This window comes from Microbacterium candidum, from assembly GCF_030315975.1.
In the GTDB taxonomy this organism is placed as follows: Bacteria; Actinomycetota; Actinomycetes; order Actinomycetales; family Microbacteriaceae; genus Microbacterium; species Microbacterium candidum.
Genome location: NZ_JASXSZ010000004.1, coordinates 454,697 through 470,786 on the forward strand (window position 1 = coordinate 454,697; position 16,090 = coordinate 470,786).

Genomic DNA, 16,090 nt, shown 5'->3' on the forward strand with positions numbered 1-16,090 from the left:
CACGTCATGCCCTCACCCGCTGACCGCGAGAAGGCCCTCGAGTCGGCCCTCGCCCAGATCGATCGGCAGTTCGGAAAGGGCTCGGTCATGCGACTGGGCAGCGACGATCGAGCTCCGGTCGAGGTGATCCCCACGGGGTCCATCGCCCTCGACGTCGCGCTCGGCATCGGCGGTCTCCCGCGCGGCCGCATCATCGAGATCTACGGGCCGGAGTCGTCGGGTAAGACGACGCTCACCCTTCACGCGATCGCGAACGTCCAGAACGCCGGCGGCATCGCCGCGTTCATCGACGCGGAGCACGCACTCGACCCCGAGTACGCCAAGAAGCTCGGCGTCGACATCGATCAGCTCCTCGTCTCGCAGCCCGACACGGGTGAGCAGGCGCTCGAGATCGCCGACATGCTGGTGCGATCGGGTGCGATCGACCTCGTCGTCATCGACTCCGTCGCAGCGCTGGTGCCGAAGGCCGAGATCGAGGGCGAGATGGGCGACTCGCACGTCGGTCTTCAGGCGCGACTCATGTCCCAGGCGCTGCGCAAGCTCACCGGTGGGCTCAACCAGACGAACACGACGATGATCTTCATCAACCAGCTGCGCGAGAAGATCGGCGTGTTCTTCGGTTCGCCCGAGACCACCGCGGGTGGCAAGGCGCTCAAGTTCTATGCGTCGGTGCGCCTCGACATCCGTCGCATCGAGACCCTGAAGGACGGCGCCGAGGCGGTCGGCAACCGCACGCGCGTGAAGGTCGTCAAGAACAAGATGGCTCCGCCGTTCAAGCAGGCGGAGTTCGACATCCTGTACGGCGTGGGCATCTCGCGCGAGGGCAGCCTCATCGATTACGGCGTCGACCAGGCCATCGTGAAGAAATCCGGCGCCTGGTACACGTACAACGGCGAGCAGCTCGGGCAGGGCAAGGAGAACGCGCGCAACTTCCTCATCAAGAACGAGGACGTCGCGAACGACATCGAGACGAAGATCAAGCAGAAGCTCGGCATCGGCGTGCCGCGCGGCGAGGCCCCGGCCGTCGCCGATGAGCTCGCCGAGCGCCGCCCGGCCTGATGCCCGACGAACACGACGGGCTCGCCCCCGTCATCCCGCTGTTCGGGGACCGGTCGCCTTCGGGCGACGGGTCCCCGGCGCGGGAGCGGCGGGTGTCAGCCCGCGATGTGGCGGGCGACGAGATCTCCGCCGACGACGGACCCCCTGCGCCTGCGGAGGCGACCTGGCGCACAGAGTGGGATGACGACCCCGAAGAACAGCCGGCGGCGCACCGCAAGGGCGGGTCGGCCGACCTCGCGGACGACGACGTCGACCCGGAGGCCGAGCGCGACCTGGCGGAGCAGACGCTGCTGAAGAAGCTCCGCACGCGTTCGCTGTCCGTCCGCGAGGCGCGCGCCGTGGTCGCCGAGCGCGACCTCGACGACGAGACGGTGGACGCCGTCATCCGCGTGTTCGAGCGGCATGGCTACCTCGACGACGCGGCGCTGGCCGGCCAACTCGTGCACAGTGGTGTGGACCGCAAGGGACAGGGCAGGCAGGTCATCGCGCAGACGCTCGCCAAACGCGGCATCCCGCGCGACATCGCGGACGCGGCGCTCGACGAGCTTCCCGACGACGATCTGGAGCGGGCACTCGAGTTCGCGCGGACCAAGGCGCGCAGCATGACGTCTCTCGATCGCGATACCGCTCTCCGGCGGCTCGTGGGGCAGCTGTCCCGCCGCGGGTACGGCGGGTCGCTCGCCATGACCGCCGCACGACAGGCGCTCGACGAGGGTGGTGGCTCGCGCTCATCGGTGCGCTTCCGCTGAGCGCCCCCTGTCGCGGTCTCCCGTGACGGGCGCTCACTTAGACTGGAGGGCATGTCTGACGAGGTCCAGAGCGCGCCGACGCTCATCGCGCCGTCGCCCGCAGCCATCGCTGCCGACGGTCGCGCGCGCACGTACGAAGTGCGCACGTTCGGCTGCCAGATGAACGTGCACGACTCCGAACGGCTGTCCGGGTCGCTCGAGAGCGCCGGCTACATCGCGGCGACGCCCGGCGAAGAGGCCGACATCGTCGTCATCAACACGTGCGCGGTCCGCGACAACGCCGCGGGCAAGCTCTACGGCACGCTGGGGCACCTCAAGTCCCGCAAGGACCACCACGAGGGCATGCAGATCGCCGTCGGCGGCTGCCTCGCGCAGATGGACAAGCAGACCGTGCTCGACAAGGCCCCGTGGGTCGACGTCGTGTTCGGCACGCACAACATGGGCTCTCTGCCACGGCTCCTCGAGCGCGCGCGGCACAACGAGGAGGCGGAGCTCGAGATCCTCGAGTCGCTCGAGGTGTTCCCCTCGACGCTTCCGACCAAGCGCGACGCGATCCACTCCGGATGGGTGTCGATCTCCGTCGGCTGCAACAACACCTGCACGTTCTGCATCGTCCCGAGCCTGCGCGGGAAGGAGAAGGACCGCCGGCCGGGCGACATTCTGAGCGAGATCAACCTGTTGGTCGAGGACGGTGCGATCGAGGTCACGCTGCTCGGGCAGAACGTCAACTCCTACGGCGTCGAGTTCGGCGACCGCCAGGCGTTCGGCAAGCTCCTGCGCGCCGCCGGCGAGATCGCGGGGCTCGAGCGCATCCGCTTCACGAGCCCGCATCCCGCCGCCTTCACGGACGACGTCATCGACGCGATGGCTGAGACGCCGGCCGTCATGCCGCAGCTGCACATGCCGCTGCAGTCCGGCAGCGACCGCATCCTGCGCGCCATGCGCCGCTCGTACCGCAGCGAACGGTTCCTCGGCATCCTCGACCGCGTCCGCGCGAAGATCCCGACCGCCGCCATCACGACGGACATCATCGTGGGCTTCCCCGGCGAGACGGACGAGGACTTCGAGGACACGATGCGCGTCGTCGAGGCCGCCCGCTTCTCCGCCGCGTTCACGTTCCAGTACTCCATCCGCGAGGGCACCCCGGCCGCGACGATGGCCGACCAGGTGCCGAAGCACGTCGTGCAGGAGCGCTACGACCGCCTGATCGCGCTGCAGGAGCGCATCTCGCTCGAGGAGAACCAGAAGCAGCTCGGCCGTGAGGTCGAGGTGCTCGTCTCGACCGGCGAAGGCAAGAAGGATGCCGCGACCCACCGCCTCACGGGCCGCGCCGAGGACAACCGCCTCGTGCACTTCGAGGTGCCGGCGGGCTCCGACATCCCTCGCCCTGGCGACGTCGTCAGCGTCGTGATCACGCATGCGGCGCCCTTCCATCTGCTCGCCGACGCGACCGACGGAACGCCGCTGAGCATCCGCCGCACCCGTGCCGGCGACGCGTGGGATCGCGCGCAGGCCGAGTCCTGCGCCGTTCCGGCCCACGGCTCGACGCCCGGCGGGGCGGTCTCCCTGGGCCTGCCGACGCTCCGCATCGGCGTGTGACGAACGGGCGGCTCTGGGCGGTCGTCGGCGCCACGGGAACCGGAAAGACCGCCCTCTCGCTCGACCTCGCGGAGGCGCTCGCCGTGCGCGGCGTCCCAGCTGAGATCGTCAATGCCGACGCGATGCAGCTGTACCGCGGTATGGACATCGGCACCGCGAAGCTCCCCGACTCCGAACGCCGCGGCATCCCGCACCACCTCTTCGACGCGCTCGACGTGACGGAGGAGGCCGCGGTCGCCTGGTACCAGGATGCGGCGCGTCGGACGATCGCGGGCATCCACGAGAGGGATGCCGATGCGATCCTCGTCGGAGGGTCCGGCCTCTACGTGTCGAGCGTCATCTTCGACTTCCGGTTCCCCCCGCACGACGACGCACTGCGCGCTGAGCTCGAAGCGCAGCTCGAGGCGGAAGGTCCCGGCGTCCTCTACGCGCGGCTGCGCGCGCTCGACCCATCGACGGCCGAGCGGGTCGACCCGCGCAACGGCCGACGCATCGTCCGCGCGCTCGAGGTGCTGGCGCAAGGCGAGGCGACGCATGGGGCCGCCCTTCCGGAGGAGCCGGTCTTGTGGCACCCGTCGACCCGCATCGTCGGGGTCCATGTCGACCGCGACGTGCTCGTGCCACGCCTCGACGCGCGGGTCGAGGGGATGTGGGCCGACGGCCTGCTGGACGAGGTCGAACGTCTCCGCGCACGCGGCCTCGAGGACGGCGTCACCGCGCGCCGCGCCATCGGGTACGCGCAGGCACTCGCGCAGCTGAACGGCGAGGCGACTGAGGCGGAGGCGATCGCCGAGACGCAGGCGCTGACGCGTCGCTACGCCCGCCGTCAGGTGTCCTGGTTCAAGCGCTATCGCGATCTCGAATGGGTCGCGCCGGGGACCGACCCCGGCGCGCTGGCAGACTCGTCGGCATGACCGTCGCCGTCCGCGCCTTCGACATCCCCGACACCGACGCCGTCGTGGCGCTGTGGCATGAAGCCGGAATCACCCGGCCCTGGAACGACCCGCATCGCGACATCGAACGAAAGCTCGCGGTCCAGCCCGAGCTCTTCCTCGTCGCCGTCGATGGCGACGTCGTGGTCGGAAGTGTGATGGCCGGATACGACGGTCATCGCGGATGGCTGTACTACCTCGCGAGCAGCTCCGGGCGCCGCGGCGAGGGCATCGGCCGGCTGCTCGTCGAGGCGGCGGAGGGGCGGCTCGTCGCCATGGGGTGCCCGAAGGTCCAGCTCATGGTCCGGCCCGACAACGGCGGGGCCCGCGGCTTCTACGATGCCCTCGGCTACGAGCCGTTCGAGACCTGGGCGACGGGCAAGCGTCTCATCGCCGACTGAGACGGCGCCTGTGCCGGATCCATCGGTCCTGTTCCGTCGTGCAGCGTCGGAACAACGACGGCTTGCGACCGTCGAACGACGCGGCGCAGGCAGGGCCCGTCCGATTCCGCCGCAGAACAGCAGCGTGGCGACGATCGGGACGGGTGGCGGCGGCAGGACGGCCGCCGCGGGGAGACGACACGGCGGCAGGATGCGGCGCGCCCGTAGACTTGGGTCATGGCCACGACCGTCCCCTTCACGAAAGGCCACGGCACGGGCAACGACTTCGTGATCGTGGCGGACCCCGACGGCGAGCTGGACCTCAGCGCCGACCAGGTCGCTGCGCTGAGCGACCGGCGGTTCGGCATCGGCGGGGACGGGATCCTCCGGGTCGTGCGTTCCGCGGTGATCGCCGAGGGCGCCGGCGCGGTCGACGCCGAGTGGTTCATGGACTACCGCAACGCGGACGGGTCGATCGCCGAGATGTGCGGCAACGGCATCCGCGTCTTCGCGAAGTACCTCGAGGAGACGGGCCTCGCCTCCTTCGACGCGCCGCAGCGCATCGGGACGCGCGCCGGCGTCAAGACCGTCAGCCGCAGCGACCGCGGTTTCGAGGTCGATCTCGGCGACTTCCGCATCGAGGACGACGATGTGCTCGTCCGCACGCGGGGCGGGGGAGCCCCCCGGCCGGGATCCGCAGTCGACGTCGGGAACCCGCACATCGTGGTCGCGCTCCCGAGCGAGCAGGAGCTCGAGGCGCTCGACCTCGCCGCGCAGCCGCAGCTGCATCCCGACCCGCCGCTCGGTGCGAACGTGGAGTTCGTCGTCCCTGCCGATCCGCTCGTCACCGACGGGGTCGGCAGCATCAGCATGCGGGTCTTCGAGCGCGGGGTGGGGGAGACGCTCAGCTGCGGCACCGGGGTCGCCGCATCCGCCCTCGCTGTCCGCGACTGGGCAGGCGCTGCCGCTCCCGATCGCTGGGTCGTGCGCGTCCCGGGCGGCGAGCTCGGCGTCCGCGTGACGGCAGACGGCCACGTCCATCTGTCGGGGCCTGCGACGCTCGTCTTCTCCGGCGAGGTCACGCTCGCCTGAGTCGGGCGTCCGCGGCGGCGAGCCCTGCACGCAGCGCGTCCTGCGCCCCGGGCTCCCACGGTCCGGACGCTGTGAGCGGGATGTCGGTGATGAATCTGCGCTCCTCTTCGCGGATGCGCTCGACCACGATCTCGGGATGCTCGGCGGCGGTTCGGTACAGGTTCGGGCCGTCGGCGTAGAACGGGTCGAGAAGCACGAGCGTCCCGGCCGCCGAGCGCATGACATTGCCGGGGTTGAGGTCGAGGGGCCCGCACCACGGCAGCGTTCGCAGGGCCTCGTCGTGGATGCGCCGCACGGCCGTGATCAGGTCGTGGAGGTCAGCGTCTCCGGCGACGATGCGACGGCGGAACGCCGCCGCATCCTCGTCCGACACCCCTTCGAGCCGCTCCATCAGCTGAAGGTCGCCGCCTCCTGCCAGACGGCGATGGCCGTACAGGCGCGGAACACGCCGCGTGCCCGCGGCCTTCCGATACAGCGCCGCGGTGAAAGGACCGACGGGATCGAACGGACTGATCCGCGCGACGAGCCGAACTGACGGAGCACCCAGGACGAACGCCCAGTCGCCCGCGCCGACATCCGTCCAGGCTGCGGCACGCAGCGTCCGTTCCGCATCGCGGTGATCCGCGTCGTCCGCGAGTCGCGAGAGCGCTTCGGCGGCGAGGGAATCGGCTTCCGCCACGTCGGCGCCTACGGCAGCTCGATCGCCTCGGTCGGCGGCGTGCCGTGCCGCCGCACCTTGAGCACGCGGTATCCCTTGCCGGTCGCCGCGCGGTGGACGCTGTAGCCGTCGTCGAAGGTCGCCGCGAGCCAGCGCTGCAGGGAGTCGGAGCCGAGGTCGCGCTTGACGACGAACCAGCCGTCGCTCCGCTCGTCGAGCCGCGGGATCCAGCGCTCCAGGAGCCCGTGCAGCTCGTTCTTCCCGACCCGGATCGGCGGGTTCGAACGGATGGAGCGGAAGGTCACGTCGTCGGGAACATCATCGGGCAGTGCGGCGTTGACGTTCGAGAGGTCGAGAGCTTCCGCGTTGCGTCGCACGAGGTCGAGCGCCCGCTCGTTGACATCGACGGCCCAGATCGTGGCGTGCGGTGCCTCCATGGCGAGCGTCAGCGCGACAGGCCCCCACCCGCACCCGAGGTCCAGCAGGTGACCTCCCGACGGAGGAGGCGGCGTGTTGGCGAAGAGCACCTGCGTGCCGGCGTCGATCCGGTCGGGGCTGAAGACCCCACCGGCGGTCGTCACTTCGACGACGCGACCGGCGAGTGTCACGCGCAGCGTGCGGAGGTTCTCGGGACTCGCGGGCGACGACGTGAAGTAGTGGTCGAGGCCCATACGTGCGAGCGTAGCGGAGCCAGCCGCCCGCGCGGGAGGCTAGAGTTCAATGATGCCCGGATTCGGGCCTCGAGAGGAGAACATGACGGAGACGTCGCACGACGCCGACGGGACGGATGCGGTGGACCGGGTGCTCGCGCACGCCGAATCCCGCACGACCGCGCTGTCGTTCGGAGCAGCGCAGGCACTGCAGGATGCCGCGACCACCACGGGTGGCGATACCGACGGCGAGCAGTGGGATCGCGAGGAGCGCGCCGCCCTGCGCCGCGTCCCTGGGCTGTCCACCGAGCTCGAGGACGTCACCGAGGTCGAGTACCGGCAGCTGCGTCTGGAGAACGTCGTCCTCGTCGGCGTGCACCCGCAGGGCGCGACGGAGGATGCCGAGAACTCGCTGCGCGAGCTCGCCGCCCTCGCCGAGACGGCCGGTGCCGTGGTCCTCGACGGCGTGCTGCAGCGGCGTCCGCATCCCGATCCCGCGACCTACGTCGGACGCGGCAAGGCGGAGGAGCTGAAGGGCATCGTCGCCGCGGTCGGCGCGGACACCGTCATCGCCGACACCGAACTCGCCCCGAGCCAGCGGCGCGCCCTCGAGGACGTCGTCAAGGTCAAGGTGATCGACCGCACGACCGTCATCCTCGACATCTTCAGCCAGCACGCGAAGAGCCGCGAGGGCAAGGCGCAGGTCGAGCTCGCGCAGCTCGAGTACCTGCTCCCGCGCCTGCGCGGTTGGGGTGACTCGATGAGCCGCCAGGCCGGTGGTCAGGTCGGCGCGGGCGGTGCGGGCATGGGCTCGCGCGGACCGGGTGAGACCAAGATCGAACTCGACCGCCGCCGCATCCGCACCCGCATGGCGATGCTGCGCCGACAGATCCGCGACTTCGCGCCCGCCCGTGACGCCAAGCGCGCCGAGCGCAAGCGCAACACCATCCCGTCGGTCGCGATCGCCGGCTATACCAACGCCGGCAAGTCGTCGCTGCTGAACCGCCTCACGAGCGCGGGTGTGCTCGTCGAGAACGCCCTGTTCGCGACGCTGGATGCGACGGTCCGCCGTGCGGAAGCCGCCGACGGCCGCGTCTACACGCTGACCGACACGGTCGGCTTCGTGCGGAACCTCCCGCACCAGCTGGTGGAGGCGTTCCGGTCGACCCTCGAAGAGGTCGCGGATGCCGACATCCTCCTGCACGTCGTGGATGCGTCGCATCCGGATCCCGCCGCGCAGCTCGCGACGGTCCGCGACGTCATCGGCGAGGTCGGCGCGCGCGACACCACCGAGATCGTCGTCTTCAACAAGGCCGACCTCGTCGATGCCGACACGCGGCTCGTGCTGCGCGGGCTCGCACCGAACTCGTACTTCGTGTCCTCGCGCACGGGCGAGGGCATCGAGGAGCTGCGCGCCGCCGTCGAGGCCGCGCTGCCGCTCCCGGCTGTCGAGGTGCACGCGCTCGTCCCGTACGACCGTGGCGACCTCGTCTCCGCGGCGCACGAGTCGGGTCACATCGTCTCGCAGGCGCACGAGGAGGGCGGAACCGCCCTGCACGCGTACGTCTCCGAGCGGCTGGCCGCGGAGCTCGCGCCCTTCCTCCTGGCGTAGAAACGTTTCGTGTCGCTCCGCTCGCTCAACGACCCGCGGAGGTCGTTGAGCGAGTGAGGAACGACCGAGTCGAAACGCAGTGAACGCCGCATTCTCGGCTGGGCGCGTTTCGTCTCGCTCCGCTCGCTCAACGAACACGCGGTGTCAGCTGAGCTCGAGAGGCTCCACGCCATCGGGCTCGAAGCCGAACACGGCGCCGAGGAAGGCCACCTCGGCCTCGAGCGTGCGGATGATCGTCTCGGCGCGGCGGAAGCCATGGCTCTCGCCCTCGAACGCGAGATACGCGTGCGGGATGCCGCGGGCGGCGAGCGCATCGCGCACGGCCTCCGACTGGGCCGGCGGGACGACGGGGTCCTCGAGTCCCTGTTCGATCAACAGCGGCGCTGTGAAGCCGTCGAGATGCGAGAGCGGTGAGCGCTCGATGTACACCGCTTCGGCTTCGGGCAGCGGCCCGACGAGCCCGTCGAGGTACCGAGCCTCGAAGTCGTGGGTGTCGGCGGCCAGGGCACGCAGGTCGGCGACCCCGTACCTGCTGATGCCGGCGGCGAACACGTCGCTGCGCGCGAGCGCGGAGAGCACGGTCCACCCGCCGGCCGACCCTCCGGCGATCGCGATGCGCCGCGGATCGGCGAGTCCCGCGCCTGCCATTCCCTGCGCAGCGGCGATCACGTCGTCGACATCCACGACGCCCCACTGTCCGAGGAGGCGCTCACGATAGGCGCGCCCATAGCCGGTCGAGCCGCCGTAGTTGACGTCGAGGACGCCGATGCCGCGGCTCGTGAGGTACGCGATCTTCGCCGTTGCGGCGCCCCCGACGTGCGCGGTCGGACCGCCGTGGACGAACACGACGTAGGGCGGGAGCTCGTCGGCCGGGCTCGCGACGGACGGGTTCGTCGGCGGGAAGGCGAACGCGTGGACCTCGCCGTGCGTCCCGGAGAACGTGACGGCGCGGGAGCGCGGCATCCACTCCTCGCCCCAGCGGGCGACGCCGCCCGCGACCGCTTCCGCGCGTCCGGTGTCGAGGTCGACGAGCCAGAGCCCCGGGCCGCCGTCTCCGGAGCCTGACACGAGCACGCGCGGACCGCTGACGTCCTCGATGGTGAGCTCGGCGCGCGCCGGAAGCGACACGGGCCGGACACCGTCTGCGCCGATGACGACGAGCTCATCCGACCCGTTCGTGCGCACGGCGACGATGCGGCCGGGCTCGGAGTCCACCGGCGCGTACCAGCGCTCGCCGAGCACCCAGAGGGGGCCGCCCGTGTCGGAGTCGGCGGGAGCCACGACCTCGACGTCGCCATTGCGCCACCGGAAGAGGTTCCACCGCCCGTCCGGATCGTCGACGAAAAGGAGGTCGTCGCCGTCCCACTGCGGCTGCAGGGGAGCTCGGCGCTCCCCGCCTGCCACGACGACCCATTCGTCGGAGCCCGGGGCGCCCACACGCAGCTCGGTGGCGTCCCACGGCATGGAGGGGTGGTTCCACGCGACCCATGCCAGACGCTCGCCGTCGGGGGAGAGCGCCGGCTGGGCGAGGAAGTCGCTGCCCCCGGCGAGCGTCGAGATCGCACCGGCGTCGGCCGCTGCCGAGCCGTCGAGCGGCACCTCGACGATGTCGCGGTGCGGGGTGCGGCTCGTGGACTCATCCGTCTCACGCACTGCGAGCAGCCGGCCGGCGGACACGGTGAGCCCGCCGTATCGGACGCCCTCGGCCGCGGGGGTCAGCGCGTGCGGTTCGCCGCCGGGCGTCAGCATCCACACCCTCTGGTCCGTCTTCTCGACGAAGACGAGCTCACCGGACGACGTGGCCGCCCACGCCCCGCCGCCGTACTCGTGCACGCGCGAGCGCGCGTCCCAGGGGGCTGGGAGCAGCACGCCGGCGGCGCGGCTCATGATCGTGGTGCGGCCGCGTTCGGCGGGAACCGTCTGCCCCCACCAGACGTCATCTCCGACGAAGCAGGCGCCGTCGATGCGCGGGGAGGACACCGCAGCCTCCGCCGCGGAGATCGGGGAGGGCCACGAGCCGTAGGGGAGGATGCGGTTCACCCGGTCCACGCTACGCGGTGAAACAGTCCGTCACACCGCCGCCCCGGCGTGCGCGCGCTGGGCTACGGTGGGTGAAACGTCCGGACGCACGCGCCGGATCGGAGCGACAGCCGAGCCCGGCACCCGCCCGCGACATTGCGCCCCCGTTCTCCTGGAGCCGGGGTGCCGTCCGCGGCCGTCCCGGCCTTGTGCTCTCCAGAGGATCCATGTCTCTCGTGTCGCCCTTCCCCCACACCGGTGGTCCCGCCGGGGCGCCGATCTCGTTCGAGATCTACCCGCCGCGACCGGGTGTGCCGCTCGATCGCCTCAAGGAGACGATCTCCGCGCTCGCGGCGGCCGATCCGAGGTTCATCTCCGTGACGTTCGGCGCCGGGGGCTCGATCGGAGGGCGGTCGCTCGAGGTGCTGCGCCACATCCTGGACACGACCGATGTCGAGCCCCTCGCGCACATCACGTGCGTCGGCAACACGTACGGGGGAGCGAGCGCGCTCATCCGGGAGTTCCTGGACGCCGGCATCCGCAGCTTCCTCGCCCTCCGCGGTGATCCGCCCGCAGGGGTCGACCCGGCCGACGTCTACCTCGGGGACCTCGAGAGTGCGGCGCAGCTCGTCCAGCTCATCGATCGCGTGCAGGCCGAGCGCACCCCGTATGCGGAGGAGGGCGTCCTTCCCGGAGCCGTGCGCGTGGCTCGCCGGGAGGACGTTCAGATCGCCGTCGCGGCCTTCCCCAACGGGCATCCGCGCTCGCGGCACGCGCACGACGACATCGACACGCTGCTTGCCAAACAGGCCGCAGGCGCGATGTTCGCGATCTCGCAGCTGTTCTTCCATGCCGACCAGTACCTCGGCTTCGTCGACCGGGCCCGCGCCGCCGGCGTGACGATCCCGATCCTCCCCGGCATCATGCCGATCACCTCTCCGCAGCGGCTGAAGCGCGTCCTCGAGCTCACCGAGGAGAAGCTGCCGAGCGACCTCGCGATCGCCCTCGACGTCGAGCCCACGCCCGAGGGTCAGCGTGAGATCGGCATCGCGTACGCCGCGGACCTCGCGCGGAACGTGCTCGCGGGTGGTGCGCCGGGAGTGCACCTCTACGCCTTCAACAACCACGACATGGTGCTCGCCGTGCTGCGGGAAGCCGGCATCCTGACCACCGTCTGAACTGCGGTCGTCGCGCGATCCGCCGGACGCCCGGCGGGTCTCTTCGGCGACCCCGAACCTCCATCACCACGAAGTCCCCACCGAAAGGAAGCACGACATGACCGCCTTCCCCGCAGGAACGATCCTGGGCTACCCGCGCATCGGGCGCCGCCGCGAGCTCAAGCGCGCCGTCGAGCACCACTGGTCCGGCACGCTCGACGCAGACGCCCTCGAGGCCGTCGCCGCCGACCTCCGGCGTGCGACGCGCGAGCGGCTCGCAGAGCTCGGCCTCGGCCGCGACGACTCGTCGATCCCGGAGACCTTCTCGTTCTACGACCAGGTCCTCGACGCCGCCGCGGCCGTCGGAGCGCTTCCTGCGCGCTTCGACGCGCTGCGCGAGGCGGACGGCGGTGTGGGGCTGGCCGCCTACTTCGCCGCCGCGCGCGGCGACGCCGAGCGGGCGCCGCTCGAGATGACCAAGTGGTTCGACACGAACTACCACTACCTGGTTCCGGAGATCGGGCCGGAGACCGTCTTCGCGCCGTCGTCCGACCGCTTCGCGCGGCAGGTCGCCGAAGCGCGCGCAGACGGGTTCACGGTCCGCCCGGTCATCGTGGGGCCGGTGACGCTCCTCGCGCTGGCGAAGAGCACCGTCGCCGGTGCGACACCGCTCGACCGTCTCGACGACCTTCTTCCGGTGTACGCGCGACTGCTCGCCGACCTCCGCGCGGCGGGGGCCGAGTGGGTGCAGCTGGACGAGCCCGCACTCGTCAGCGAGAGCCTTCCTGTGACGCCGGGCGTCCTCGCCGCGGCGGCGGAGCGCGCGTACGCGGTGCTCGGCACGTCGGCCGATCGTCCCCGCATCCTCGTCGCGACGCCGTACGCGCAGGCGACGGATGCCGCGTGGCGCGCGCTCGCCGCATCCCCTGTCGAAGCGCTCGCCGTCGACCTCGTGCGCGGCGACCTGCCGGAGACGGCGCCGGGTCTCGAGTCGAAGACCGTCGTCGGCGGCGTGATCGACGGGCGGAACATCTGGCGGGGCGACCTCGCGGGCGCCTTCGCGCGGCTCGACAGCCTGCGCTCCCTCAGCGCGGCGGGGATCTCGGCGGGGACCTCGACCTCGCTGCAGCACGTCCCGCACGATGTCGCCGAGGAGACCGCGCTCGACGAGCGGCTCGTGTCCTGGCTCGCGTTCGCTGACCAGAAGGTCGGGCAGATCGCGACGCTCGCGCGGGGGCTGACCGATGGCACGGCGGCGATCGATGCCGAGCTGGCCGCCGCATCCATCGCCCTCGCGGATCGCCGGGAAGCCCCGGGCGTGCGCGATGGCGCCGTGCGAGACCGTGCGGCGGCGCTGACACGGACCGACTTCGCGCGTTCCGACTACGAGGAGCGCGTCGCAGCACAGGATGCGGCGCTCGACCTGCCGCTCCTGCCGACGACGACGATCGGGTCGTTCCCGCAGACCGGGGACATCCGGCGCGCTCGGGCCCGGCACGCGCGTGGCGAGTCGACGACGGACGAGTACGAGGCGTTCCTGCGCGACGAGATCGCGCGCGTGATCGAGCTGCAGGAGGAACTCGGCCTCGACGTGCTCGTGCACGGCGAACCGGAGCGCAACGACATGGTGCAGTACTTCGCCGAGCATCTCGATGGATTCGCCGTGACCGAGCACGGCTGGGTGCAGTCGTACGGGTCGCGCGCGACGCGTCCGTCGATCCTGTGGGGCGACGTCTCCCGCCCCGCGCCGATCACGGTGAAATGGGCGCGCTACGCGCAGTCGCTCACCGCCCAGCACGTGAAGGGGATGCTGACGGGCCCCGTCACGATCCTTGCGTGGTCGTTCGTGCGCGACGATCAGCCGCTCGCCGACACCGCCCGGCAGGTGGCACTGGCCCTGCGCGACGAGATCACCGACCTCGAAGCCGCCGGGATCGCGATCGTGCAGGTCGACGAGCCGGCGCTGCGGGAGCTCCTGCCGCTGAAGCTCGACGACCAGCCTGCCTACCTCGACTGGTCGGTCGGCGCGTTCCGGCTCGCGACAGCGGGGGCGGGGGATGCCACGCAGGTGCACACCCACCTCTGCTACTCGGAGTTCGCGGTCGTCATCGACGCGATCGCCGCACTCGACGCGGACGTCACCTCGATCGAGGCGGCGCGCAGTCACGGAGAGGTCATCGACGACATCGCCGCGTCCGGATTCGCACACGGCATCGGTCCCGGCGTGTACGACATCCACTCGCCGCGCGTGCCGGGCACGGAGGAGATCGCGGACATCCTGCAGCGGGCGGTGGATGCGGTCCCCACCCGCCAGGTGTGGGTCAACCCGGACTGCGGGCTGAAGACCCGCGGCTACGACGAGACCGTTGCGGCGCTGCGGAACCTCGTCGCGGCGACGCAGTCCGTGCGGGAGGGGATCGCCGTCACGGCGTGACCCCGGTGTGAGACGAGGAAGGCCGGTGCGGTGCACCGGCCTTCCCGTCGTGGGAACGGCTACTTCTTCCGAGGGCGACCCGGTGCGGGCGCATCCGGGATCTCGGCCGTGTCGGTCGCGTCGGGGGAGGGGATCTCCGCCGTGTCGTTGTCGTCATCGGAGGACTCGCCCGCGACCTCCGCGGACACCTGCCCGGCCTCCGCGTCGCTCGCGGCCGAGCCGGCCCCAGAGCTCGACGCGGCCTCGAGCGCGACGCCGTCCGCGGCCAGGATCGTCCCGCCGGGCGCCACGAGCTCCCCTTCGTCTCCACGCGCCGCGGCGATCGCGCGCTGGGCGTCGCCGGGACGCTTCTGCAGCAGCTCGAGCGCCCACATGACGAGGAGCGTCACGATCACGACGAGGAAGATGTCGCCGCCGGAGAGCGGTCGGAGCGCGAAGAGCCAGACGAAGGCGAGGACGACGAGGATCGAACGCGCGAGAATGCGCTGGCGTCCCATCCACTCGCCGAACCGTCCCGTGTCCACGCCGCGCGCGGCCAGTGCCGAGCGGGCGCTCGCGTTGAGGCCGCCGACGATTCCGCGCAGGCGTCGTGCCGGCGACCACCGGCCGGTCAGCCAGCCGATGACCGCGATGAGGGCGCCGAGCAGCACGCCGATCTGGGCCGTGTGCTGCATGCTGTCGACGAGCGCGCTGTAGATCACGTCGAGCCCGGAGACGGACACCTTCAGCTGGCTCGCCGCCTGCCCGACGACGAGCGTCCCGACCGAGAAGGTCGAGGCGAGCATCGCGCTGCCGAGGAAGAGGCCGACGCCCGCCCCGAGGACGGCGGTGGACCGGCGGCGCGCGATCAGGATGCCGAGCAGGAACAGTCCGAGCGAGATCAGCGGCAGCCACCACCCCGCCGTGTCGGCGATGGCATAGACGGTGCGGATCGTTCCGACGGCGGAGCCGTCGCCGATGATGATGGTCTTGTCGATGGCAGGGATGAGGGATGCCACGCCCACGCCGCTGTCGATGAGCTTCTGTTTGACCTGCTCGATGATGGGCCCGAGCTTCATGCCGAGGCCCTGGTCGGTCAGCACGAAGACACCGTTGCCGTCCGAGGTGGCCGTCGTCACCAGCGCGCGGTGCGCTCCGCGGACGGCCGTCGCCCACACGTCGGCGAAGGCCGGGGACTGGACGACCTTCGTGACGCCGGTCTCCACCAGGTTCTGCAGGCCGTCCGCGGCCGGCTGCTGCAGCATCTTCAGCGCCTGGCTCGCACGCGGGCCGAGGCCGAGGCCGGTCAGCCCGTCGATGACGTTCCCCGTCAGCTGGTTGAAGTCGACCTTGGACTCGATGGCGGTCATCGCCTCATCGATGATGAGGCTCTGGACGTGCGGGTCTTCCGCGAGCGGTGCCAGCGTCGAGACGAACGCGTCTTCGTTGACGAGTTCCGTGCGAGCCCACGCGGCGACGATCGAGACCGGCACGAGGATCGCCGCGATCACGATGCACAGCGCCGACACGAAAGCGCGCCAGCCGCCGCCCTTGGGCTTCTTCTTCGTCGGCGGAACCTCGTCGCCCGCACCGGATCCCGAGGCGAGACGGGCGTTCTCCGCCTCAAGCTCGGCGATCCGCTTCTCGAGATCGGATGTGCTCGACTCTGCTTCGGTCGGATCTGCTGCGGACGGTTCCGCGATCGTGTCGGCCACGTGGGTGCCCCTCTCTCGGTGCTCCGAAGCACCTCTTCCCCATACGTCGACGAGG

At 71.2% G+C, this 16,090-nt stretch carries 13 protein-coding genes; 9 read left to right on the plus strand and 4 right to left on the minus strand.

Annotated features, from left to right (window positions below):
* Nucleotides 1-6 precede the first annotated feature (6 nt).
* The 6 genes from recA to dapF all read left to right on the plus strand — a co-directional run bounded on the left by recA (nt 7) and on the right by dapF (nt 5,811).
* Nucleotides 7-1,059 carry a recombinase RecA gene (gene recA, locus QSV35_RS14395; protein WP_286289475.1) on the plus strand — a complete coding sequence of 351 codons (1,053 nt, stop codon included), beginning with the start codon at nt 7-9 and terminating at the stop codon, nt 1,057-1,059.
* Entirely contained in the window at nt 1,059-1,808 is a 750-nt protein-coding gene (locus tag QSV35_RS14400; RefSeq protein ID WP_286289476.1) for a regulatory protein RecX, read from the plus strand. The genes recA and QSV35_RS14400 overlap by 1 nt, the downstream gene beginning before the upstream one ends.
* Nucleotides 1,809-1,859: 51 nt before the next feature.
* Complete coding sequence (gene miaB, locus QSV35_RS14405) at nt 1,860-3,407, plus strand: tRNA (N6-isopentenyl adenosine(37)-C2)-methylthiotransferase MiaB (RefSeq protein WP_286289477.1); 1,548 nt, start codon at nt 1,860-1,862, stop codon at nt 3,405-3,407.
* The gene (gene miaA / locus QSV35_RS14410) at nt 3,404-4,321 is read left to right on the plus strand and encodes a tRNA (adenosine(37)-N6)-dimethylallyltransferase MiaA (protein ID WP_286289478.1); all 918 of its coding nucleotides are present in this window, start codon (nt 3,404-3,406) and stop codon (nt 4,319-4,321) included. The genes miaB and miaA overlap by 4 nt, the downstream gene beginning before the upstream one ends.
* On the plus strand, nt 4,318-4,740 hold the full coding sequence (locus tag QSV35_RS14415) for a GNAT family acetyltransferase (RefSeq protein WP_286289479.1): 423 nt from the start codon (nt 4,318-4,320) through the stop codon (nt 4,738-4,740). The genes miaA and QSV35_RS14415 overlap by 4 nt, the downstream gene beginning before the upstream one ends.
* Nucleotides 4,741-4,956: 216 nt before the next feature.
* On the plus strand, nt 4,957-5,811 hold the full coding sequence (gene dapF / locus QSV35_RS14420) for a diaminopimelate epimerase (RefSeq protein WP_286289480.1): 855 nt from the start codon (nt 4,957-4,959) through the stop codon (nt 5,809-5,811).
* Here dapF and QSV35_RS14425 read toward each other — a convergent pair.
* Complete coding sequence (locus QSV35_RS14425; protein WP_286289481.1) at nt 5,798-6,490, minus strand: RIO2 family protein; 693 nt, start codon at nt 6,488-6,490, stop codon at nt 5,798-5,800. The two genes, dapF and QSV35_RS14425, sit on opposite strands and share 14 nt — an antisense overlap.
* 8 nt (nt 6,491-6,498) lie before the next feature.
* Nucleotides 6,499-7,140, minus strand: a complete 642-nt coding sequence (locus tag QSV35_RS14430; protein ID WP_286289482.1) for a class I SAM-dependent methyltransferase — start codon at nt 7,138-7,140, stop codon at nt 6,499-6,501.
* A gap of 82 nt (nt 7,141-7,222) precedes the next feature.
* Between QSV35_RS14430 and hflX the strand changes: the two genes are divergently transcribed.
* On the plus strand, nt 7,223-8,731 hold the full coding sequence (hflX, locus tag QSV35_RS14435) for a GTPase HflX (RefSeq protein ID WP_286289483.1): 1,509 nt from the start codon (nt 7,223-7,225) through the stop codon (nt 8,729-8,731).
* Nucleotides 8,732-8,875: 144 nt separating this feature from the next.
* Here hflX and QSV35_RS14440 read toward each other — a convergent pair whose 3' ends face one another.
* Complete coding sequence (locus tag QSV35_RS14440; RefSeq protein ID WP_286289484.1) at nt 8,876-10,771, minus strand: dipeptidyl-peptidase 5; 1,896 nt, start codon at nt 10,769-10,771, stop codon at nt 8,876-8,878.
* Between the two features lie 206 nt (nt 10,772-10,977).
* Here QSV35_RS14440 and QSV35_RS14445 point away from each other — a divergent pair, with 206 nt between their 5' ends.
* Both QSV35_RS14445 and metE read left to right on the plus strand, forming a co-directional pair.
* Nucleotides 10,978-11,928: a methylenetetrahydrofolate reductase gene (locus QSV35_RS14445; protein WP_286289485.1), complete on the plus strand. Its 951-nt coding sequence runs from the start codon at nt 10,978-10,980 to the stop codon at nt 11,926-11,928.
* Between the two features lie 97 nt (nt 11,929-12,025).
* Nucleotides 12,026-14,341, plus strand: a complete 2,316-nt coding sequence (gene metE, locus QSV35_RS14450) for a 5-methyltetrahydropteroyltriglutamate--homocysteine S-methyltransferase (protein ID WP_286289486.1) — start codon at nt 12,026-12,028, stop codon at nt 14,339-14,341.
* A 59-nt stretch (nt 14,342-14,400) separates the two neighbouring features.
* On the opposite strand, the gene QSV35_RS14455 is transcribed toward metE, so the two are convergent.
* Nucleotides 14,401-16,035: a hypothetical protein gene (locus QSV35_RS14455; protein WP_286289487.1), complete on the minus strand. Its 1,635-nt coding sequence runs from the start codon at nt 16,033-16,035 to the stop codon at nt 14,401-14,403.
* Between the last annotated feature and the right edge of the window lie 55 nt (nt 16,036-16,090).